Genomic DNA, 19,442 nt, shown 5'->3' on the forward strand with positions numbered 1-19,442 from the left:
GCCACTGTGAGGGTACGTCACATACCCTCGCCGAGCCAGATGTCAGGACGCGCCGCCGCCGTGGCCGCCGCCGAACGGCCCGAACGGTCGGGTCAGAGAAGATCACAGCTCAGCGACCGTGCAGTCCGCCCGCTGCCCGCCGGTGACCACCAGGGACAACGGGCGGGCGGCAGCGACCGTCCGCGCTCAGGTGGAGCTTGCTGGTGAACCCGCCCCGCGAGCGCCCTCCCCAGGCCCTCACCTCCAGCACCACCTCCACCAGGCGGGCGACCAGACTCTGCCACGGCGTTTCGCCCTGGTGTTCCACCTCTTCGGCCCCCTTTGGCGCGGGCGCCGGCGGCGGCTCGGTCCGAGCGCCGGCCGCGTGCTGATGAGCGCGCACGATGGTCGAAGACGCCGCGATGTCCCAGTCGATCTGGGCTGCCGCGTCAGCCTCGGCCTGGACCTGCTGAAGCAGACGCTCCCACGTCCCGTCGACCGACCACAGCCGGTGGCGTTCGCAGACGGTCTTCCACGGCCCGAACCGTTCGGGCAGGCCACCCCACTGCGCGCTGGTCCGCACCGGTAACTCACCGTCGCGCAGAGCACCGTGGACGTCTGCACCCAAAGCGACGGCCGAAAACCAACTCCTGCACCAGATGCCGGCAGACCGTACGGCCGCGCACCGCCCACTGCCTTGTCGGCGACAACCGCAGCCCGCCGTCCGGAAAGCAGGCAACCCGCAGCCGAACCCGAGCGGTGAGGAACAGTCTCTGCCCGGGGGCTCCACTCACTGCGGCCCGACAGATGCCTGACGGGGCCCGTGATCGCGCGGTCACACAACCGAGGAACGCACACACCGAACGTCCGGTGCCACGAGGCCTTGCGTGCGCTGCCGAGCGCCGGCCTCGACGGGCGGCCGGCCCGTCGCCGTCCGAGACCGCGGGTCCCACGGGAGACCGGGAGCGTTTTCAGCGCACCAGGAGATCGACAGCGACCTTCAGCCGGTCGAGGTAGAACTCCCGTGATGCGGCCTGATGCTTGAGACCGATCGATGCCCTGATCATCGTCTGTGCGACCCAGGGGGCCGCGTCCGGTCCTGACTCGACGGCGATCGCGTCCGTGATCAATTCCTCGAAACGTCGCGGCATGGTTTCGACGATCTCTCCGAGGAGGTCGGGGTTGTCCTCGATGACCACCGCGACGTCGCGCGTCAGCGGGCCGATGTAAGTCAGCAGGGTCCCGTCATCCCGCCCCGCCGTCCGAATCGGCCCTGTCCCCGGCCCCGCCGTTGCGGCCCCTCGACACCAGTGCCGTACCGGCGATCACGGCGCCGATCGCCACGACCTTGCCCGCGCCGTAGTACGCGCCCCATTCCTCGTCGGCGCTGTGTCCTCCGAGAAACAGCCAGGCGAGCAGGGACAAACCGGCCACGACGAGGATTCCGCCGCCGAGCGGACCAAGCCCTGCCCACCAGGGGGCGAGGGGGGCCGGCCGAGCGCTGGATCGGTGCCCCTGCCCTGCGTCCTCCATCGTGGGTTCCTCCCGCCGGTGATGCCTGCACTCGTCCTGTTCAGACGATCACGGGCGACTCAACGTTCCGGGGTTACGCGACCGGACCATGATCAATGTCAGGGCCGACCACGGTTCGGGCCTTGACCCCTGATCCTGCACACGCGTTGTGCGGCTTCGGCCGGCGTGGTTGATGGTGTTCAAAGTGGCCGCGCGTAGGCGATCGGGCTGCGGTGGCCGAGGCGGGAGCGGCCTCGGACGGTGTTGTAGCGGTGCGGCCGGCGGAAGAGGTCCGGAGGGGCCTCGCGCTCCCCTGCTGTCGCTGTGGCCGAGGCTGCATGCGTTGGACTTGACCCGCTGAACACAGATGCCACCGAGGCTGGTCGAGGCGGCCGGGGGTCGTCAGTGTCTGGTGGCAGGATCACCGCATGGTCTTCGTACGTACTACTCCGCCGCGGCCCGTGGACGCGACCGTGGTCTTTCCTGAGCTGGCGCCGTTGGCGCGTCCTGCGATCCGGCTGCACCCTCGTCCCGGGTCGCCTTCGGTCGGGGAGAGCTCGGTCGGGGGACCGTTGCTGTGGCCGGCTGAGGAGCCGTGGCCGCACTGCGAAGCCTCGCACCTGCACCGTGACAGTGGGTTCCGCCAGTCGCCGGCCGAAGTGCGACTCACGAGGCGCATGCGAGCCCGGTGGCACGGTGATCACGGTGGTCCCAGGATCACGCCCGAGGAGGAGACGCTCAGGGAGCGGAACGCCGCGACGCTCGCGAAGCGACTCGACGCCGGCCCCCCGTCGCCCGCGGACTGCCCGGTCCCCATGCTGCCCGTGGCCCAGCTGTATCTACGCGACATACCCCTGCTGCGGCCGCCCGGACAGGCCGATCTGCTCCAGGTTCTTTGGTGCCCCTACGACCACGATCCGGATCACAAGCCGTCGACCGCGCTGTTCTGGCGGTCCGCCGCCACGGTCGTCGACATCCTCGCCACACCGCCGGAGCCGTACGAGGTGAACTATGAGGGCTATGTGCCGGAACCGTGCGCGCTGGCACCGGAAGCAATCACCGAGTACCCCGACAGCCTCGATCTGAGCCCGCAGATGCGGCTGATGGTGGAGGACTGGAGCAGATGGCAGGCAGCCGGCGCCGACGTGGACAGCTTCTACGCGGACTGTCCCCGGGACTTCTATGACATCCATCTGGCAGACGCACCCGGATGGAAGGTCGGCGGCTGGCCTCCGTGGGGCCGCACCGACCCCAACCCCCGATACTGCACTGTCTGTGATGCCCAGATGGTCCCGCTGCTGACCATCGCCTCCTTCGAATGGGACGGCGGCGAGGGACACAGCTGGGCACCGTGCGAAGACCAGGATGCCGCCAACACCGCCAACACCGTCGGTTATTGCTGTGGTCAGAGCCCTTCGCAGCCGACCAAGGTCGAAGTCGGCAGCGCCGACAACATGCAGATCTACGTTTGTCCGACCTCTCCCGAGCATCCGCACACCGACCTGATCCAATGAGCCGAGTTCGAGGAATGGGCGACCTCGCTGAGGGAGGACGGTGCCGCGATCCCGTTGCTGCGCTACCTGCCCGCTTCTCACGCCCGTCCGGCAGCAGGGTGTGGCAGTGGGCCTCGCCGTCCATACGGATCGTGGACCGGGATCCGTCGCACCCCGACCGCTTCCGCGTCCGGCGCACCAAGTCCCAGCGTGACGACGCGGCCTGCCGGCCTGAGAGTCAGGGAGAACACCATGAGCGAGGGCCCAGCCGCGCCGACCGCCGCCCTGCGCTCTGACGTGCACAATCTTCGCGCCCTCGCCAAGACGCCGCCGTGACGGCGGTCGTCAAGTCCGACCTGTACGGCCACGGCGCCGTGTCGTGCGGCCCTTGCCGCGGGCACGAGCCGGCTCGGCACCACCACAGCCGAGGAGGCTCCGCAACTGCGCGCGGCCGGGCTTCGCAGCCGCGTCCTGTGCCGACTGTGGGTGCCGGGCGGGCCGCGGCAGCAGGCGATCGGGGCTGACATCGACGTCTCGCCCGGCGGCTTGTGGGCCGTACAGGAGGTCGTCGCGGCCGCCCGGGCGGCAGGACAAATCTAGACGGTGCCCCGAACCCCCGCCGGTGTCCGCCGACACCCTGCTCCGCCACGTCACCGGGCGGGCGACGCTTTCCCCCTCCCCGCTGGCCCGCTCCCTCAGCCGGAGCCCGCGTGAGATCACCGAACGACCGCTGCCCGCGCGGCGGTTGCGCTCCAGCCCGCGCGTGATCAGACGCAAGATGTCCAACTGGCCCTCGAACGAGCCGAGCACCACAGCCCACAACGACCAGAGGCCTCGACGGTTCGGTTGGTCGGGCCGACCAGAGCCACCTCAATCAGCCGGAAAGCGGACCGAATCGCCGGTATTGCCCCCATAGCCCCCATAGCCCCCATAGCCCCCATAGCCCCCATAGCCCCTACGAGAGTTCCTTACGCATCAACGTGCACATCGTCTCGTAGCGGCGCGACGATCCGTCCGGGGCCTGCTCGTCCCACGCGTCGGGCTGACGGTCGTATGCAACATAGCCCAGCCGTTCGTACAACGCCCGAGCCCGGGGGTTGTTCTCCTCCACACCGAGCTCGGCCTGCCGCAGACCACGGTTTTTGATCCGAAGCTCCGCGGCTTCGACAAGGAAGGTGCCGATCCCGCACGACTGCAGTGCGGGATGGACCGCCAGCTGCCACAGAGTGCCGACGCCCTCTTTGACCCGGTAGTCGACGCCCCCCTTCGCAACGGGAACGTCCGTTGCCGGGCAGACCGCAAGGTAGTCGACCTCACCGAGCCGGGCACGATCCAACTGCCTCGCGACGCCGGCCAAGTGGAGTTCGGACCCCGCCCATCCGCACGACACGAGATCCGCATGCACGAGATCGCGTGCCGACAGCCTCAACACAACGTCGATCACCTTCACCGCCTCCAATCAGCCAGCCTCCCTGCCGGTCACACAGGACGCAACGCCATTTCCCGCCCGTGCTCCTGGTAGGTCACGCCCCCGGTCCACTGGCATGCGTCCTCGCGGCTGCTACCTGCGGCAGCACCTATGCCCATGCAGTGAGGAGTGGCAGCGAGAGCGCCCCGCGGCCGTCGGTGACGGTCTTCTTCCGGCCCAGCTCGTCGTAGGTGTAGGCGATCGGTTCGAGCGGGCTGGGCGGGGTGACCTTGGTCAGCTTGCCCTCGCGGTCGTAGGTGTAGCTGGATTCTTGTCCCGGGGGCCGGTGGCAGTGCAGCGCTGGCGGGGCGGGCCGCCGCAGCCCATCGTCCCGGATGCGGAGTCGTGGAGCACGACGTGGGTGTCGTTCATCGTGCGCCCGCCACGCCGTCCTGGTCGTGTTCGCCGGTGTCGCCGTCCAAGGTCTGGACGGCGAGGAAGCGAGCGTGGCCGCGGTATGCGTGGGCGATCAGTGCCGGGGGATCGAAGTGGACGGGGGCGGCTGGGGCTCACCATCTGTCGTGACACCAGGGTCTACAGCGTGCTGGGCGAGTGCGTGAGCCGCAGGCGTGGTGCCGGCGGCAGCGGCATGGGCGTCGCGGTCTCTGGCGCGGCGCGGAACGCCTCGATCACGTAGGCGGCGAAGCGGCGGGAGGCCGTGACCCGGGCGGCACGCGGCGTGTCCTGGAGGCCCTGATGGGCCATGAGCATGAGGATCAGGTCGTCGACGACGAAGCCGGGACGCAGCCGGCCGCTTTCCTGGGCGCGACGGGTCAGTTCGCCGACCGCGCGCAGAGTCCGCTCTCGGTCGGCGGCGAAGTCCATGGCCTCGGGGAAGGCCGTCATGAAGGCGTCGGCGAATCCGCGGCTGTGCGCGTGCAGTTCGCAGATCCGCTCGATCAGGCTTCGGAATCCGTGCCACGGGTCCGAATCCGTGAGGGCGTCGCGGACGGCGGCGTGGCAGGCTCGCCGCTGCTCGGCGAAGGTCTCCGCGATCAGTGCCTGCTTGGTCGGGAAGTGCCGGTACAGCGTGGCGGGGCCGACGCCTGCGTGCCGGGCGACCTCGCGCACGGGCGCGCTCAGGCCCTCCTCGCCGAACACCGCGCGGGCGGCGTCGAGAACGCGGGCCCGGTTGTCGCGGGCGTCGGAGCGCACGATCCGAGGCACATGATTGGTCATCGTTTCTCACTTCGGCCGAACGGGCGGGGTCGTCCGTTACGGTCCCATGGCAGTGCTGCCGCCCCGTCCCGGCACTTCGCCGGTGACGCCCCGGCCGCGGGCCCGGCTCGACGCCACGGCCGCAGCAGTTGCGTTCCCTCCCTCACCGACCCGAGGAGCAGCGATGAAAGCCGTCGTGATCAGGACGTTCGGAGACCCCGATGGTTTGGAGGTCGTCGATGTGCCCGTGCCCGTTCCCGCCGCGGGACAGGTGCGGATCGCCACGGAGGCGATCGGGGTGGGCGGTGTGGACGCCGTGATCCGCCGGGGAACGCTCGCTGCCCACGGCTTCCGGGAGGGCCATCTCCTCGGCAGCGAGGTCGCGGGCAGGGTCACCGCGGTGGGAGAGGGCGTGGACGCCTCGTGGATCGGGCAGCGGGTGTGGGCGTTCACCGGCCTGTCCGGCGGGTATGCCGAGCATGCCGTCGCCGTGGTCGAGGATGTCCTCGCGCTGCCCGACGGTCTGTCCGGCGCGGACGCGGTGGCCCTCGGCGGCTCCGGCGTGGTCGCCCACTTCGCCCTGGAGCGGGCCCGTTTCGCGCCTGGCGAGACGGTGCTCGTGCGCGGTGCGGCGGGCAGCATCGGGATCACGACGGTCCAGCTCGCGGCCAGGGCCGGCGCGAGCGCGGTTGCGGTCACCGCCTCGTCGGTGGAGCGTGGCGCCCGCCTGCGCGACCTGGGCGCGACCCATGTCCTCGACCGCGCCGGCGAGGGCGGCCCGGACGCACCGGCGGGCTTCGACGTGGTGATCGATGTCGTGGCGGGTCCCCGGCTTCCCCTCTTTCTGGACAGGTTGAACACCGACGGTCGGTATGTGGCCGTCGGGGTGGTCGGTGGGCAGCCGCCTGCGGACTTCGGCATGCGGCTGATGGACGCCTTCCGCAGGTCGTTGTCGTTCGCCACTTTCAGCTCTGACACCGTGCCCGGCCCCGACCGGCAGGCCGTGCGGTCCTCCCAGTTCGCCGATGCCGCGCACGGGGAGCTGCGCACGGCCGTGCACGAAGTGCTGCCGCTGGAGCAGGCGGTGCTGGCCCACCGTGAGATGGACGCGGGAAAGGTGTTCGGCAGGGTTGTGCTGTCGCCCTGAGCCGGGCGGGGACGGCGTTCGCGACCCGGTGACGAAACGGGGCCCGCTCAGGCCGTGGCTGCGACCGCGGATCAGGGGCGGATCCGGTGGTACGGGACTCCGTCGGGGACATGGCGGCGCCGTTCCCGTTCGGTCAGGGACGGACCCGCGATCGTGCGGGCCTGGTCGGTGAGGATGGCCAGGTCGTGGAAGGCTCGGGTGTCCCGCAGGCGTGCGGTCCCGTCCGAGCCGCTGGTGGCGAGGGTGTTCCCGTCCGGGGAGAAGAGGGCCGAGTGCACGACATCGGTGTGGCCGGTGAGCGGGGTCGGTCAGCTGCCGGTGGGTCCGGAGGTCCCGCCGGCGTACCGTCCGGTCGTCGCCGATGGTCGCCAGGGTCCGCCGTCCGGGCTGAGACGGCCGACCAGGCGACGCCGGGGTGGCCGCTGAGGGTGGCGAGGCGCCGGTGGGCGCCCACGTCCCAGGGTCTCGCCGCTGCGTCCCGGCCGCTGCTGAGGAGAGTCCTGCCGTCCGGGGTCAAGTCTGCCGGGGCCGGCCCGGCGCGGTACCGGGGCGGCCCGGGCCGCTGCCGAATGGTTGCCGTCTGCGGCCGGGCCCCAAGGGGTAGACGGGTGCGGTGACACCTCCTACCACTCCTTCCACTGCCGCGGCAGACGGCTCGCGGCAGAACGGGGCGCCCGCCCTCAAGAGGGCGCTGACGACCCCCCTGCTGTACTTCTTCATCCTCGGCGACGTACTGGGCGCCGGGGTCTACGTCCTGGTCGGCCAGATCGCCTCGGATTCGGGCGGCGCCGTGTGGCTGCCCCTGCTGCTGGCCCTGCTGTTGTCGCTCCTGACGGCCGCCTCCTACGCCGAACTCGCCACGAAGTACCCGAGGGCGGGCGGCGCCTCCCACTACGCGACTCTCGCCTACGGGCCGTTCACCGGCTTCCTCGCCGGATTCTGCATGCTCGCCGCGGGCATCGTCTCCGTCGCCGCGCTGGCGCGGGGTTTCGCCGGCGACTACCTGGCCGTCTTCGTCAGCATTCCGGTGGTGCTGGTCGCGGCCGTCTTCCTGTGCGCCCTGGCCCTGCTGAACGCCCGTGGCATCAGCGAGTCCACCCGCGCCAACGTGGCGGCGACGGTCGTCGAGGTCGGCGGTCTCCTGCTCGTCGTCGGGCTCGGGGTGTGGCTGTTCCTGCGCGGCGACGGCGATCCCGGCAGGCTCGCCCACCTCGGCACTGCCCACACCGGAGCCGCCGCCGGTGTGCTGGGCGGAACGGTGCTCGCGTACTACTCCTTCGTCGGCTTCGAGACCTCCGTCAACGTCGCCGAGGAGACCCGCGACCCGCGTCGCTCCTACCCGCGCGCCCTCTTCGGCGCCCTGGTTACGGCGGGAGCCGTGTACGTCCTGGTCGGTGTCGTCGCCTCGGCCGCCGTCCCCACCACGACGCTGGCCCGCTCCAGCGGTCCGCTGCTGGAGGTGGTGAAGGCGGCGGGCGGGGTGCCGCCGAAGGTGTTCGGCGCCATCGCCCTCGTCGCCGTGGCCAACGGCGCGCTGCTCACCGGCATCATGAGTTCCCGCCTGGCCTACGGCATGGCGCGGGACGGCCTCCTCCCCCGCTTCCTGACCCGGGTGCTCCCGCGCCGCCGTACGCCGTGGGCCTCGATCGCGGCCACGACCGTGCTGTCCTTCCTGCTGGCACTCACCGGTGACGTGGCGAGCCTCGCCTCCACCCTCGTGCTGCTGCTCCTCGTGGTGTTCTTCATCGTCAACACCGCGGTGCTCGTCCAGCGGCGCGACCGCTCCGACCGCCCGCACTTCCGGGCGTACACCGCCGTCCCCGCCCTGGGGGCGGCCTCCTGCGTGGCGCTCGCCACGCAGATCGAGGCCGACGTCTGGGCGCGCGGACTGATCGTCATCGCGGTCGGCGTGGTCCTGGGGGCCGTTGCCGCCCGGCGCCGCCGGGCCTCGTCCTGAGCGACGCCGGGGCCTCCGGCCCCGGTGCTCGCCGCGCCCCGCCCGCTGCCGCGCCGTAGCGGGCGTGGGGGACGGCCCAGCCCTGCCTGCCTCGCGCGGTCACCTGTCCAGCTCTTGGCCGCCCTCACATGCGATATGCCTCCGTTGACTGCTGCGTGCGGGCGGGGACTGGGACCGGGCCGAAGGAGGGCCGGACGCGACCCGGCCGGACCGGGCGGGGTGCGGCCCGGTGACGAGGCGAACGGTGAGGGCACCGGACCGGGTGGGGCTCGCGAGGCGGACCCGGCTGGAGCACCGGCGCCGGTGAGACGTGCTCCGGCGGGGACACGACGGGAAGGCGGCGTTCCGGCGAGCGAACTTCCGTATGCCAAATCTGTGTCCGGGTGAGCGCCTGTCGCCTCGTCGGGACTGCGTGGGCCGTGGGTGCTGCGGACTCTGCGAGCTCTGCGGGCTCTGCGGGCGCCGCGGGTCCGGGTGTGCCGAGTGTGGCGATGTCGATGACGTACCGGTAACGGGCGCGCGACAGGTTCTGCCAGGCGTCAACCACCCGGGCCGCCGCGATCCGCTCGATCTCCGCGGCGATGCCGTGCCGCGCGCAGAAGTCGAGCATCTCCTGCGTCTCGCGGATGCCGCCTATGGAGGAACCCACGATGCCGCGGCGGGCGCTGAGGAGCGAGAACGTGTTGTACGAGGCGACCGGATCGGCGGGGGCTCGACATGTGCGGCGGTGGTGACGCGCCGTTGACCCGGCCGTGTCCGCGCCGTGCCGACCTGGCGGGGACACGGAAGTACGGCTTCGCAGGGGCCCGTCCGATCCCGGAGCGTGCCTCGGCGCGGGAGACGGCGGCGCGGGTGGCGCTGGGCGCGGTGGCCCGGTCGTACCTGAGGGAGACGGCCGGGTTCGGGATCGTCAGCCATGTCACCGAGCTGTGCCCGGTGACGGCGCCGAAGGGCGTGTACCCGACGCCGGGAAGCTGGACGCGGATCCGCTGCGCGAGTGCCTGGCCCGGGCACGCCGGGGGTCGCCGCCGCGGTTCCGCCGACGAGCCTTTCGAGCGGCGCCGGACGCCGCCCGTACGGTGCCGCCGGCACCCGCCCCGGCCCGCTGGAGAGCACGGCGAGCCGTGGGCGGCCAGGCGCCGGGAGACATGGCGCCGGCCGTTGGAGAGGCGCACGGGCGGCGGTGCGACCGCGTGCTCGCCGAGGTCGCACCGCCGTTCGTTCATCGACGCGGCAGCAGCAGGGCCGCGCCGAGCGCGTTGGCCGCCAGCAGAGCGGCGGCCAGCAGCAGGCTCTCCCGCATGCCGGGCATGAAGTCCCCGGCGAGGAGCGCACCGAAGACGGCGATGCTGAGCGCTCCGCCGGTCTGGCGGCTGGTGTTGAGCATCGCCGCCGCCGTGCCGGCTCGTTCGGCGGCGACGCTGTCGAGCATCAGCGAGGTCAGCGCCGGCATGGCGAGAGCGCCACCGATACCCAGCGGCACCATGGGCAGGGCGATCAGCCACCACGGTGTGCCGGCGCCGACGGCGGCCAGACCGCAGCAGCCGGCCATGACGACCAGCAGCCCCGCGACGATCACCGCGCGCGGGCCGTAGCGGGCGACGGCCCGCGGCGAGAAATAGTTGAAGTGGGCGGTGATCACGGCCATCGGGACGAACATCAGCCCGGCCGAGAAAGCCGACTGCCCCCGCTGCTCCTGGAAGAACAGGCTCAGCACGAACACTCCGCCGTAGAAGGCGGCGTTGCAGGCGAAACCCGCGATGACCGGCACGCTGACGCCGCGTTGCCGGAACAGCTCCAGCGGCAGCATGGGAGTGCGCCGCCGTGCTTCGACGGCCACGAAGCCGGCCCCGGCCAGCACGGCGGTCCCGGCCGCGGCCAGGACGGTACCGGTGAGCCCGTCGTGACCGCCCTCGATCGCGGCGAAGGTCAGCGCGGCCAGCGTCACGACCGCCGTCAGCTGCCCCGGCGGGTCGAACACGGCGGGGTGACGCGGGGAGGGCGCCGCCCGCAGCAGGATCAGGAAACCGGCGAGCCCGGCTGGCACGTTCAGGAAGAACACCGCCCGCCAGCTCCACTCCGTGGTGAGCAGTCCGCCCAGGAGGGGCCCCGCGGCGATGGCGACCGCGCCGCCCACCGTCCACAGGGCGATCCCGCGCGCCCGCGCCTGCGGGTCGGGGAACGCCTGGCGGATCAGGGCCAGCGAGGTGGGCACCATCACGGCGGCCGCGCTCCCCTGCACCACGCGCGCCGCCGTCAGCGCTCCGAGGGTCGGCGCCACACCGCAGGCCAGCGAGGCGAGGGTGAAGACGGCGAGCCCCCAGCCGTACGCGCGGCGCGCGCCGACCGCGTCCGACAGCGCGCCCGCGGAGAGCATCAGCGCCGCGAACATGAGGGTGTAGCTGTCGGCGACCCACTGGAGGCCCGACAGGGACCCGCCGAGATCGTCTCCCACGGCGGGCAGCGCCACATTGACGCCGGAGACGTCGAGTGTGATCACGAAGAAGCCGAGGACGGCGGCGACGAGGGCCGCGGTGGTGGAACCGGTCGCATCCGGGCCGCTTCGGACCCGCTCACCGCTGGTCGGTCCGGCGCCTTCCCCGGATCGCGTCAAGCTCATCGTGCACTGCTCCTCACTGCGCCGCCCCTGCCGGAACAAGGAGTCGGCGCCGGACGACAGAAGGACGGGACAACCAGGTGGGCAACAGCCTTCCCGGCGCGTTGGGCCCCCGGCAGACCGCGCCGTGCGGGGGAACGGTGTTCCTGGCTGTGATACGGCCCCCCTCGCGGCGGGACCTTTTGGGACAATGGAGGGATGAGTGATGGCACGGAGTTAGGACGTTTTCTGCGCGCTCGGCGGGGCCAGGTCCGGCCGGAGGACGTGGGATTGCCGGCCGGCACCGGCATCCGCCGCACTCCGGGACTGCGTCGCGAGGAGCTGGCGACACTGGCCGGGGTCAGCGTCGACTACTACACGCGGCTGGAGCGTGGCCGTGAGACACGGCCGTCGCCCGCCGTCGTCACCGCGCTCGGTGAGGCGCTACGTCTGTCCGGTGACGCACTGCAACGGCTGCACGAGCTGGTGGCGCTCGCAGCGGGGCAGGCTCCGGCACCGTCCACCGACCCGGCGCACACCGTGCGGGAGTCGGTCCGCGTCCTGCTGGAGACGCTACGCCCGGCACCGGCGTACGTCGTGAGCCGCGTCAACGGTCTGCTGGCCGCCAACCGGCCGGGGCTGCGCCTCTTCCCCGGCATCACGGACTGGCCGCCGGAGCGCCGCAACATCACCCGCTACATGTTCCTGCACCCGATGGGGCGCAAGCTGTACCGCGACTGGGAGCGGATGGCGGCGCACAGCGCCGCCCACCTGCGTGCGATGGCGGGTGCCGACCCGGACATGCCGGAGCTGGCCCAGCTGGTGGGCGAACTGGTCGTCAAGAGCTCGGAGTTCGCCCGCCTGTGGGAACGGTACGACGTCCAGGCGCGAAGCGGCGGCGAGAAACATTTCCAGCATCCGGAGGTCGGGGCGATGTGCCTGCACTTCGAGGTGATGGCGATCTTCCGTACGGACGGCCAGCGTCTCGTCACCTACCAGGCGATGCCCGGCACCCCGGACCACGACGCCATGCTGCTGCTGGACATGGCCAGCCCCAGGGAAGCGGCGTACTCCGAGCGGCCCGGGCGATGACGTCGGCGGTGCCGCGGTGGCGCTCACCTGTCCAGCACGATGTGGTAGGTCTCGTGCGGGGTCTGGATGTCATTGCAGGTCAGTTCGCCAGTGGCGCCGCGGTAGGCGCCGGTGCCGCCGGTGACGGCCATCCGTACCGTGTCGCTGCCCTTGGTCCACAGGGACTGTGCGGTGAGCTGTCCGTCCGGCAGCCGCACGGACAGGACGCAGTTCGTGGTGATCTTCGCGCCGTCCAACCCGGTCACCCGGCAGGAACTGCCGTCCTCGCCGACCTGCCTGCCGTCGCGGAACAGCTTGTCGGCGTAGACGGACTCTCGTCCCCGACGCTCAGTCCGGGGGCGCCCACATCGGTCTGCACGACGCCGTCGTTGCCTATGGCCAGATCGATGGTCCTGCGGGGCGTGGCCTGCGCGGGAAGGGTGAGCACACAGGACGCTCCCAGGGCCAGTACGGCGGTGCCGACGGCACCGAGGAGGGCGAACTTGCGCTTGGTCATGTGAAAACACTCCTGGGGCACGCACCGCCCGGCGCGGTGCTCCGTTCGTCTCGGAAGGGGTCGTCGTCGGCGAACCCCGCGGCGCGCCGCAGGGCCCCCGTCTCGATCAGGCGGCTCACCGCCGCGATGTCCTCGTCCGGCCGGCGGTCGTGGGAGACGAAGGCTAGGCGGTGGCGAAGGCGGTCCCGTTGACCAGCGCGATGCCCTCCTTGGGCGCGAGCCGCAGCGGCTCCACACCCTCGTCGCGCAGGGCGTCGAGCGCCGGACGTACGGTGCCGCGGTGCAGCACCTGTCCTTCGCCTATCAGTGCCGCGGCCAGGTAGCACAGCGGTACGAGATCGCCGCTGGCGCCGACCGAGCCGCGTTCCGGGATCAGGGGCAGGATGTCGCGTTCCAGGCACTCCAGGAGCGTCGACACCGCCTCCGGCCGGATCGCCGAGACTCCCCCTGGCCAGCGCGTTGGCCCTGATGAGCATCGCCGCCCGGGCGACGGTCGACACGGCGGCCGGCCCCACGCCGTTGAGGTGGTAGAGCACCAGGTTGCGCTGGAGCTCGTGGGCCTTGTCCGGCGAGATCTGCCGGACGCAGCTGTCCCCGAACCCCGTGGTCACGGCGTAGATGGGGATCTCCTGTGCGAGCAGCGTCTCCTTGAGGCCGACGGAGGCGTGCATCCGCTTGACGGCCGCTTCGCTGAGCACCACCCGTGTCCTGCCGTCGTCACGGCGCGCGACCGCGGCGACCGCGCGGGGTGACAGGCCCGTTCCGTCGATCTGGAGGTGCCGGACCGTGGGCGCGTGCGCCATCGGTACTGTTCCTCTCCGGAGTCGGGGAGGCGCCCGCTAGTAGACGCCCTCGATCATCTTCTGGCCGTCCACCTCGGCGACGGGGTGGATGTTCCGCAGGGAGTCCCCGGCACCCGCGCGGGGCGCTTGAACAGGGCGGCTGTCGGCGCCGGTGGCCGGCGGCGATGTAGCCGCCGGCCACCGGCGGACAAGTGCCGCGCGAGATCCGGCACCGGTGGTCCACTCGTCGACTCCGGAGCACCGGCCGTTGGCCATGGGGACAACATGGTCGATGTCGAGCAGGCCAGACGCGGTGACGACCTCACCCGTCACAAGGGCACGCGCGCGGGCCCCCGCCCACGCCCACGCACACAAGGCGGCCACGCGCGTGCCCGATCCCTTGAGACCCGCCCCGCGTCCCCGCCCGCACTTCCCGCCCCGCGTCCCCGCCCGCACTTCCCGCCCCGAACTTCGCGGCGTCAGCCTCCGGTCCGCGACCTGGTCCCCGTACTCCGCCGGCGACCGCACCACCCCCAGCCGAACCCCGGAATCAGCCGGGCACCTCAGAGGCTGGTGGCCGCGTGGACCTGGTGGAGGTGGATCAGGATGTCGTATGCCCGGGTGATGGCGAGAGTGGGCAGCGGGTCCTTCCTGAAGGACGAGCCGGCCTCGTAGGTGGGGCGGGGGGTGTTCAGCCAGGTGCGGCCCGCGGCGGGCAGGGTGCGCAGGTCGAGGTAGTAGTCGCGGTAGCGCACCCGGTCAAGGATGTACTCCTGCATGTCGGGGGTGGCAGCGGGGACCGTGACCTTGTTCCAGGGGCTGCCGAGGGTGGTCGCGGTGAGGAAGGAGCCGCGGCCGAAGGTGAAGCCGATGGCGGCGTAGTCCCGGCCGAGGGCCTTGCGCAGGAAGACGCCCTGGGTCGTCGGGTACATCACCGGGTCGCTGGACAGATAACCCACGTGGCCGTTGTGCGCCGAGAGCAGCATCTTGTCGCCGGTGCGACGGTGCCACCAGGCGGTGTTGTCGGCCATGACCCGGTCACGGAAGTGCTCCGCTTCGGAGACCGACGCCGGGTCGGAGAGGTCGAGCGCGGCGAACGCGAAGGTCTGGGCGATGTTCCGGGCGTGCTGCTCCGCCCATTCGTAGGCGTCGCCGCCGGCCCCCTTGTTCGCGGTGACCAGGTTGAACGCCCGCTGGGCGGTGGTGGCGTTCAGGCGGCGTTCGGCAACGGGTTCGCGCAGGTACGCGAAGACGTCGTCCAGGGGCCGCAGGCCCGCGTACAACTCTTCGAGGCGCGCGACGTCCTGGGGGCGGTTCGCGCGGACGTACGAGAGCACCCGGTCGAAGACGGCGTCGCCGAGCTTGGGCGCCCCGATGTCGTTCCCCATGAAGTGGACCTTGCGATCGGGGTGGCGGTCGTTGTACCGCCGCATCCAGCTGATGAGGCTGACGAACTCCTCTCGCTCCCAGGGCGATCCGGTCAGAGTCTCCTTGGCCACCTGCCGAGCGTCGCCCGGGCCGCCCTGTACGTACTCGTCGATCCGCAGACCGGCCGTCCAGCCCATCTCCAGGACGAAGGTGGTGAAGCCCTTCTCCTCGACGAGGTGGCTGAAGACGCGCTGCTTCATGGCGAAGAACTCGTGCGAGCCGTGGGTCGCCTCGCCCAACCCGACCACCTTGGTGTCGCAGATCATGGCGTCCAGCGCCCGCAGGTCGGAAGTGCTGCCGCCCGGTTCCGTCGAGCGCAGGTGGTGGGCGGCGCGCTCCAGCGCGCGGAGCGCGGCGGCCTGCTGGTCCTTCGCCCCCGTGAGGGCGGGTGCGGCAGGTGCGCTGGTCACTGCGGAGGCGGTCGGCGCCGGCAGGGCCACGGCTGCGAGGCCGGCCGTCGCTGCGAGCAACAGCCTCCGTCGCCCGATCGCCTGGTGGTGCTCCGTCATCATGAACTCCTCGGTCTCGTTCTCCCCGGACGGTGAAACGATCATGGCCTGGGTGAGGGTGGACCACACTGATGGCTTCCTCCGGGCTTGGCCGGGGGATATCCCCCTGTGCCACGTCCCCGGGGCTCTGCGGCCGGAGCGGCTCAGGGGCTGCGGGCGCTCGGGCAGGCAGACCCGACGCATAGGGCCTGTCCGATGTCGTGATCACTGAGCGGTGGTCATGCGAGGGCGGGGCGGGACGGTCGCCCGACAGGGGGCCTGACGACCGGACGGAAACCGGAGCGGGTTTGGATGCGTCGCGGGCCGGCCGGAACCTCCACCGGCTCTCGCCGAATGCCGGTCAAGCGGCCCTGGAATGGGCATGATTGAGGTGTTGGCAGGGCCACGTGCAGAAGGGGGAATCAGCGGTGGCGCGTGTGGTGGGCATAGATCTCGGGACGACGTACTGCGCCGTGGCGGTCGCGGACCGGGCGGGAAGTCCGTCCATCGTCCGCAACCGGGAGGGCGAGAACATCACACCGTCCGTAGTGATGTTCCAGGGCGACACCGTGGTCGTCGGATCCCAGGCGAAGCGGTCCGCGGCCACGGCTCCCGACCACGTGGTGCAGTTCGTCAAGCGCTACATGGGGGAGACCAACCCGGTCTATCACTCGGAGTCCGGCACGCCGTACCGGCCCGAGGAGATCTCGGCTCTGCTGCTCAAGCGTCTCAAGGAAGACGCCGAGCTCATGTTGGGCGAGCCCGTCGAGCAGGCGGTGATCACCGTGCCCGCGTACTTCGACGACGTCCGGCGCAAGGCGACGCAGGACGCCGGGCGGATCGCCGGACTTGAAGTGCTGCGCATCGTCAACGAGCCCACCGCGGCCGCGCTCGCCTACGGCCTCGACCAGTCCACCGCGGACGCCAGCGGGGAGGACGGGGACGATGGTGCGGCGATCGGCACAGTGCTCGTGTACGACCTGGGCGGTGGCACCTTCGACGTCACCGTCATGCGGGTCGAGGACGGCGACTACACGGTGATCGCCACCGACGGGGACCGCAACCTCGGCGGCTTCGACTGGGACGGCGCGCTGATGAACTACCTCAACGGCGCGTTCATGGCCTCGGGCGGTCCCGACCTCAACGAGGACAACGGCCTTCAGGCCGAGCTGCGCGACAAGGCGGAGATCGCCAAGCGCACCCTCTCCAATGCCCCGCAGGCCGTCGTGATGCTCTCCGGGGGCGGCCGCCACGAGCAGATCCGGGTGACCCGCGAGAAGTTCGAGGAGATCACCGCAGAACTACTAGACCGCACCCGCATCATCACGGAGGGTGTGCTGGAGGAGGCGCGGCTCGGCTGGGACGACATCGACCGGATACTGCTCGTCGGCGGCTCCACCCGGATGCCCATGGTGCCGGAGCTGATACAGCGGCTCTCCGGTAGGGAGCCGGAGCGCGGCATCGCCCAGGACGAGGTGGTCGCGCTCGGCGCCGCACTGCTCGCGCTGGACGCCTCGGTCCGCGCCGAGGAGGCGGAGGAGAAGCGGAAGTACGTCGGCAGCGGGGCGAGCGTCGAGTCCTCCCCCGGCGACGGCCTGGCCCGCCTGACCAAGGGGAAGGTGAAGTCCATCAAGGACGTCACCTCGCAGTCCCTCGGCATGGTCACGACCGACCCGGACAACCACGACCACCAGTTCAACACGGTGATCATCCCGCACAACACGCCCGTGCCGACCAGGAAGAGCGACGTCTTCGTCACCCTCTACGACCGGCAGCGACGGTTCCGGGTACAGGTGACCGAGGGCAACGACGAGGACTTGGCGTACGTGAAGTCAGTCGGGGAGAGCACCATCGAGATCCCGCAGTACCCGAAGGGCGCGCCGTTCGAGGTGTTCTACTCCTATGACGTCGACGGCGTCATCCACGTCGAGGTGAAGGACGGCACGACGGGCAAGTGGCTCGGCGAGTTCGAGCTCGAACGCCCCGGCAATCTGAGTCAGACCGAGCTGCGCGAGTCCAGTGACCGTGTCGCCCGCGTCTCGACCCTCTAGGTCCCGACTCTGCAGCCGGAGCAGACAGCGATGACGACCGACGACGTCCCGGACTATTACGCGGAGTTCGAGATCGACCGGGCCGCGAGCGCGGACCAGGTCTCCCGGCAGCTCGACCGGGCCTTCCGCACCTGGTCGAGCCGGGCCAGCCGGGCCCCCGACGCCAAGAGGCGGCGGGAGGCCGAGGACAAGGTCGAGCTGGTCTCAAAGGCGCGGAAGGAACTCCTCGACAGCGCCCGGCGCCAGGCCTACGACCGCAGACTGCACCAGGCGCGCCGGCGCGCCCGCGTGCCGGAGTCCGCACCCCAGCCACAGCCACCAACACAGCCACAGCCACAGCCACAGCCCACCCTGCACGGCCGGGATTGGGTGGGGCACGCCCGCAGGCTGATTAGCGAGGGAGACGACGAAGGCGCGCTGTATGAGCTGCGGCAGGCTGTGCACCACGACGAGGGCAACGGCGACGCCTGGCGTCTGCTCGGTACCCTGCACGCCAGGCAAGGACAGCTGGGCGACGCGCTCCAGGAGTTCCAGCGGGCCCGCGCACTGCACCCCTACGACGCACTCACCCACTCCCTGATCGCCCAGACGTGGGAGCAGCTCGGCGATCACCACAACGCCGTCGACTGGCACTTGAAGGCGGTTGAGCTCGCACCCGCCGACGTCGATCTCCGGATCGCCACCGCCGACAGCCTCTACCGGGTCGGCCGCCACTACGAGGCGCTGAGCAACTACGAACGAGCCCTGACGGAGCGGCCCGGCCACGACGGCGTCCGCAACCAGATCGGCTGGATCTGGTTGCGGCGCGCCGAGGATGCCATGGTCTGGCACCCGACGCGGCAGCGGTACGTCATCGCCTCTGCCGACAGTGCCTCGATGGTCACCCACTGCGTGGACCAAGGGCTGGCCGTCGGTGTCTCGGACGGCGCACTCCGCGACCGGCTGACCGTGTACCGGGTGCACGCGAGCGAGGCACTCAGCAGGACCTGGCGCTGGTACAAGAGCATGGCCCCGGTCATGGGCGTCTGCGCGGCGCTGGTGCTCGTGCTGCAGGGCCCGCTCAGTGTGCTGCCCCTCGCCGGGTTCTTCGGACTGCCGATCGCGATGGGCGTCAAGCCGCGTTGGCAGCACACCTGCAACGAACTGCCCCCACACCAACGGCCGCCGACCAGGAGAGTTTCATGACCACTCCGCCGCCAGTGCCCCAGCCGGGGGAGCCGTCCGTCCCGCACCTCGCCGAGCCGACGGCGCCGCCGCCGGACCCGCGGCCCGGCCTCGGCCCTGTGCCCGCTCCCCCGGCCACCGCGCCGGGGTCCGACCCGTTCGCCGTCGTGGCGGACGCGGTCGACGGCATGCGCGACGAACTGGCCGCTCTCGGTGACCAGTTCCGCCGTCGGCTGCTCAACGACCGGGAGGCCCGCCGCAGCCTCGACGGTCTGCTGACGGAGCTCGACCAGGCGCGCAAGACCGCTGAGGGCCGTATCGTGCAGCCGCTGCTCTACGATCTCGTTCTCCTCGTCGACCGGGTCGAGCGACAGGCCGCGCAGGGCGACGCCTTCGCCGGCTCCGTCGCCGCGGAACTGCTGGCTGTCCTGGAGAAGTACAGCATGACCCGCATCCCCGTCACCCGCGGCCCGTTCAACCCCGACCTGCAGGAAGCCGTCGGAACGAGCACTGCGCTCTCCCCCGAACAGAACGGCCAGATCGCCGAAGTGGTGCGGCATGGCTACCGGATGGACGAGCGCATCGTGCGACCGCAACAAGTCCGCGTTTACACCGAGCGGTGAACGGCGGC

18 protein-coding genes and 5 pseudogenes are annotated in these 19,442 nt (G+C 71.3%); 10 read left to right on the top strand and 13 right to left on the bottom strand.

Annotated elements, in window-relative coordinates:
* Window positions 1-109: 109 nt before the first annotated feature.
* The 3 genes from ACF061_RS16420 to ACF061_RS16430 form a co-directional block, all read right to left on the bottom strand.
* Complete coding sequence (locus ACF061_RS16420; RefSeq protein WP_392267543.1) at window positions 110-562, bottom strand: transposase; 453 nt, start codon at window positions 560-562, stop codon at window positions 110-112.
* 388 nt (window positions 563-950) lie between these two features.
* Complete coding sequence (locus ACF061_RS16425) at window positions 951-1,178, bottom strand: hypothetical protein (RefSeq protein WP_392267544.1); 228 nt, start codon at window positions 1,176-1,178, stop codon at window positions 951-953.
* A gap of 46 nt (window positions 1,179-1,224) precedes the next feature.
* Window positions 1,225-1,413: a hypothetical protein gene (locus ACF061_RS16430; protein WP_392267545.1), complete on the bottom strand. Its 189-nt coding sequence runs from the start codon at window positions 1,411-1,413 to the stop codon at window positions 1,225-1,227.
* A gap of 506 nt (window positions 1,414-1,919) precedes the next feature.
* Between ACF061_RS16430 and ACF061_RS16435 the strand changes: the two genes are divergently transcribed.
* The 3 genes and pseudogenes from ACF061_RS16435 to ACF061_RS16445 all read left to right on the top strand — a co-directional run.
* Window positions 1,920-3,005 carry a hypothetical protein gene (locus ACF061_RS16435; RefSeq protein WP_392267546.1) on the top strand — a complete coding sequence of 362 codons (1,086 nt, stop codon included), beginning with the start codon at window positions 1,920-1,922 and terminating at the stop codon, window positions 3,003-3,005.
* A gap of 65 nt (window positions 3,006-3,070) precedes the next feature.
* Window positions 3,071-3,280, top strand: a pseudogene (locus ACF061_RS16440) (hypothetical protein); the annotation flags it as partial.
* Between the two features lie 142 nt (window positions 3,281-3,422).
* Window positions 3,423-3,584, top strand: a pseudogene (locus ACF061_RS16445) (alanine racemase); the annotation flags it as partial.
* 355 nt (window positions 3,585-3,939) lie between these two features.
* Here the strand turns inward: ACF061_RS16445 and ACF061_RS16450 are convergent.
* Entirely contained in the window at window positions 3,940-4,428 is a 489-nt protein-coding gene (locus ACF061_RS16450; protein WP_392267626.1) for a GNAT family N-acetyltransferase, read from the bottom strand.
* Window positions 4,429-4,986: 558 nt separating this feature from the next.
* Window positions 4,987-5,631, bottom strand: a complete 645-nt coding sequence (locus ACF061_RS16455) for a TetR/AcrR family transcriptional regulator (protein ID WP_392267547.1) — start codon at window positions 5,629-5,631, stop codon at window positions 4,987-4,989.
* A gap of 163 nt (window positions 5,632-5,794) precedes the next feature.
* Here ACF061_RS16455 and ACF061_RS16460 point away from each other — a divergent pair, with 163 nt between their 5' ends.
* Window positions 5,795-6,757 carry a zinc-binding dehydrogenase gene (locus ACF061_RS16460; RefSeq protein WP_392267548.1) on the top strand — a complete coding sequence of 321 codons (963 nt, stop codon included), beginning with the start codon at window positions 5,795-5,797 and terminating at the stop codon, window positions 6,755-6,757.
* Window positions 6,758-6,828: 71 nt separating this feature from the next.
* Here the strand turns inward: ACF061_RS16460 and ACF061_RS16465 are convergent.
* A pseudogene (locus ACF061_RS16465) lies at window positions 6,829-7,044 on the bottom strand (hypothetical protein); the annotation flags it as partial.
* A 326-nt stretch (window positions 7,045-7,370) separates the two neighbouring features.
* Here ACF061_RS16465 and ACF061_RS16470 point away from each other — a divergent pair.
* Together ACF061_RS16470 and ACF061_RS16475 are read left to right on the top strand one after the other, a co-directional pair.
* Complete coding sequence (locus ACF061_RS16470) at window positions 7,371-8,714, top strand: APC family permease (protein ID WP_392267549.1); 1,344 nt, start codon at window positions 7,371-7,373, stop codon at window positions 8,712-8,714.
* Between the two features lie 732 nt (window positions 8,715-9,446).
* Window positions 9,447-9,716 (top strand): annotated as a pseudogene (locus ACF061_RS16475) (chorismate synthase); the annotation flags it as partial.
* Between the two features lie 220 nt (window positions 9,717-9,936).
* Here ACF061_RS16475 and ACF061_RS16480 read toward each other — a convergent pair.
* Entirely contained in the window at window positions 9,937-11,334 is a 1,398-nt protein-coding gene (locus ACF061_RS16480; RefSeq protein WP_392267550.1) for an MFS transporter, read from the bottom strand.
* A gap of 195 nt (window positions 11,335-11,529) precedes the next feature.
* On the opposite strand from ACF061_RS16480, the gene ACF061_RS16485 reads away from it, so the two are divergent.
* On the top strand, window positions 11,530-12,402 hold the full coding sequence (locus ACF061_RS16485; protein WP_392267551.1) for a helix-turn-helix transcriptional regulator: 873 nt from the start codon (window positions 11,530-11,532) through the stop codon (window positions 12,400-12,402).
* 23 nt (window positions 12,403-12,425) lie between these two features.
* Here the strand turns inward: ACF061_RS16485 and ACF061_RS16490 are convergent, their stop codons facing one another.
* The 6 genes and pseudogenes from ACF061_RS16490 to ACF061_RS16515 all read right to left on the bottom strand — a co-directional run bounded on the left by ACF061_RS16490 (window position 12,426) and on the right by ACF061_RS16515 (window position 15,686).
* Window positions 12,426-12,695 carry a hypothetical protein gene (locus tag ACF061_RS16490; RefSeq protein ID WP_392267627.1) on the bottom strand — a complete coding sequence of 90 codons (270 nt, stop codon included), beginning with the start codon at window positions 12,693-12,695 and terminating at the stop codon, window positions 12,426-12,428.
* The gene (locus ACF061_RS16495) at window positions 12,644-12,898 is read right to left on the bottom strand and encodes a hypothetical protein (RefSeq protein ID WP_392267630.1); all 255 of its coding nucleotides are present in this window, start codon (window positions 12,896-12,898) and stop codon (window positions 12,644-12,646) included. The genes ACF061_RS16490 and ACF061_RS16495 overlap by 52 nt, the downstream gene beginning before the upstream one ends.
* Window positions 12,899-13,061: 163 nt before the next feature.
* Window positions 13,062-13,331 (bottom strand): aromatic amino acid lyase, encoded by a 270-nt coding sequence (locus ACF061_RS16500; protein ID WP_392267628.1) that lies wholly within the window; start codon window positions 13,329-13,331, stop codon window positions 13,062-13,064.
* 13 nt (window positions 13,332-13,344) lie between these two features.
* A pseudogene (locus ACF061_RS16505) lies at window positions 13,345-13,701 on the bottom strand (aromatic amino acid lyase); the annotation flags it as partial.
* Window positions 13,702-13,737: 36 nt separating this feature from the next.
* The gene (locus ACF061_RS16510; RefSeq protein WP_392267552.1) at window positions 13,738-13,956 is read right to left on the bottom strand and encodes a hypothetical protein; all 219 of its coding nucleotides are present in this window, start codon (window positions 13,954-13,956) and stop codon (window positions 13,738-13,740) included.
* 287 nt (window positions 13,957-14,243) lie between these two features.
* A complete protein-coding gene (locus tag ACF061_RS16515; protein WP_392267553.1) occupies window positions 14,244-15,686 on the bottom strand; it encodes an erythromycin esterase family protein in 1,443 nt (480 codons plus the stop codon).
* Window positions 15,687-16,024: 338 nt separating this feature from the next.
* Here ACF061_RS16515 and ACF061_RS16520 point away from each other — a divergent pair, with 338 nt between their 5' ends.
* From ACF061_RS16520 to ACF061_RS16530, 3 genes are read left to right on the top strand one after another with little or no spacing between them, the layout of a single operon-like run.
* Window positions 16,025-17,647 (top strand): Hsp70 family protein, encoded by a 1,623-nt coding sequence (locus ACF061_RS16520; protein ID WP_392267554.1) that lies wholly within the window; start codon window positions 16,025-16,027, stop codon window positions 17,645-17,647.
* Between the two features lie 30 nt (window positions 17,648-17,677).
* On the top strand, window positions 17,678-18,832 hold the full coding sequence (locus ACF061_RS16525) for a tetratricopeptide repeat protein (RefSeq protein ID WP_392267555.1): 1,155 nt from the start codon (window positions 17,678-17,680) through the stop codon (window positions 18,830-18,832).
* Window positions 18,829-19,434 (top strand): nucleotide exchange factor GrpE, encoded by a 606-nt coding sequence (locus tag ACF061_RS16530; RefSeq protein ID WP_392267556.1) that lies wholly within the window; start codon window positions 18,829-18,831, stop codon window positions 19,432-19,434. Before ACF061_RS16525 ends, ACF061_RS16530 begins: the two co-directional genes overlap by 4 nt.
* The last annotated feature ends 8 nt before the right edge of the window (window positions 19,435-19,442 follow it).

Origin of the sequence: Streptomyces sp. NPDC015220, assembly GCF_043079345.1 — a bacterium.
GTDB lineage: Bacteria > Actinomycetota > Actinomycetes > Streptomycetales > Streptomycetaceae > Streptomyces.

Excerpts from the sequence above, each read along its gene's own strand:
- ACF061_RS16510 (WP_392267552.1), bottom strand. The coding sequence starts at position 13,956 with ATGGCCAACGGCCGGTGCTCCGGAGTCGACGAGTGGACCACCGGTGCC.
- ACF061_RS16480 (WP_392267550.1), bottom strand. The coding sequence starts at position 11,334 with ATGAGCTTGACGCGATCCGGGGAAGGCGCCGGACCGACCAGCGGTGAG.
- ACF061_RS16525 (WP_392267555.1), top strand. The coding sequence starts at position 17,678 with ATGACGACCGACGACGTCCCGGACTATTACGCGGAGTTCGAGATCGAC.
- ACF061_RS16530 (WP_392267556.1), top strand. The coding sequence starts at position 18,829 with ATGACCACTCCGCCGCCAGTGCCCCAGCCGGGGGAGCCGTCCGTCCCG.
- ACF061_RS16460 (WP_392267548.1), top strand. The coding sequence starts at position 5,795 with ATGAAAGCCGTCGTGATCAGGACGTTCGGAGACCCCGATGGTTTGGAG.
- ACF061_RS16455 (WP_392267547.1), bottom strand. The coding sequence starts at position 5,631 with ATGACCAATCATGTGCCTCGGATCGTGCGCTCCGACGCCCGCGACAAC.
- ACF061_RS16485 (WP_392267551.1), top strand. The coding sequence starts at position 11,530 with ATGAGTGATGGCACGGAGTTAGGACGTTTTCTGCGCGCTCGGCGGGGC.
- ACF061_RS16495 (WP_392267630.1), bottom strand. The coding sequence starts at position 12,898 with ATGACCAAGCGCAAGTTCGCCCTCCTCGGTGCCGTCGGCACCGCCGTA.
- ACF061_RS16435 (WP_392267546.1), top strand. The coding sequence starts at position 1,920 with ATGGTCTTCGTACGTACTACTCCGCCGCGGCCCGTGGACGCGACCGTG.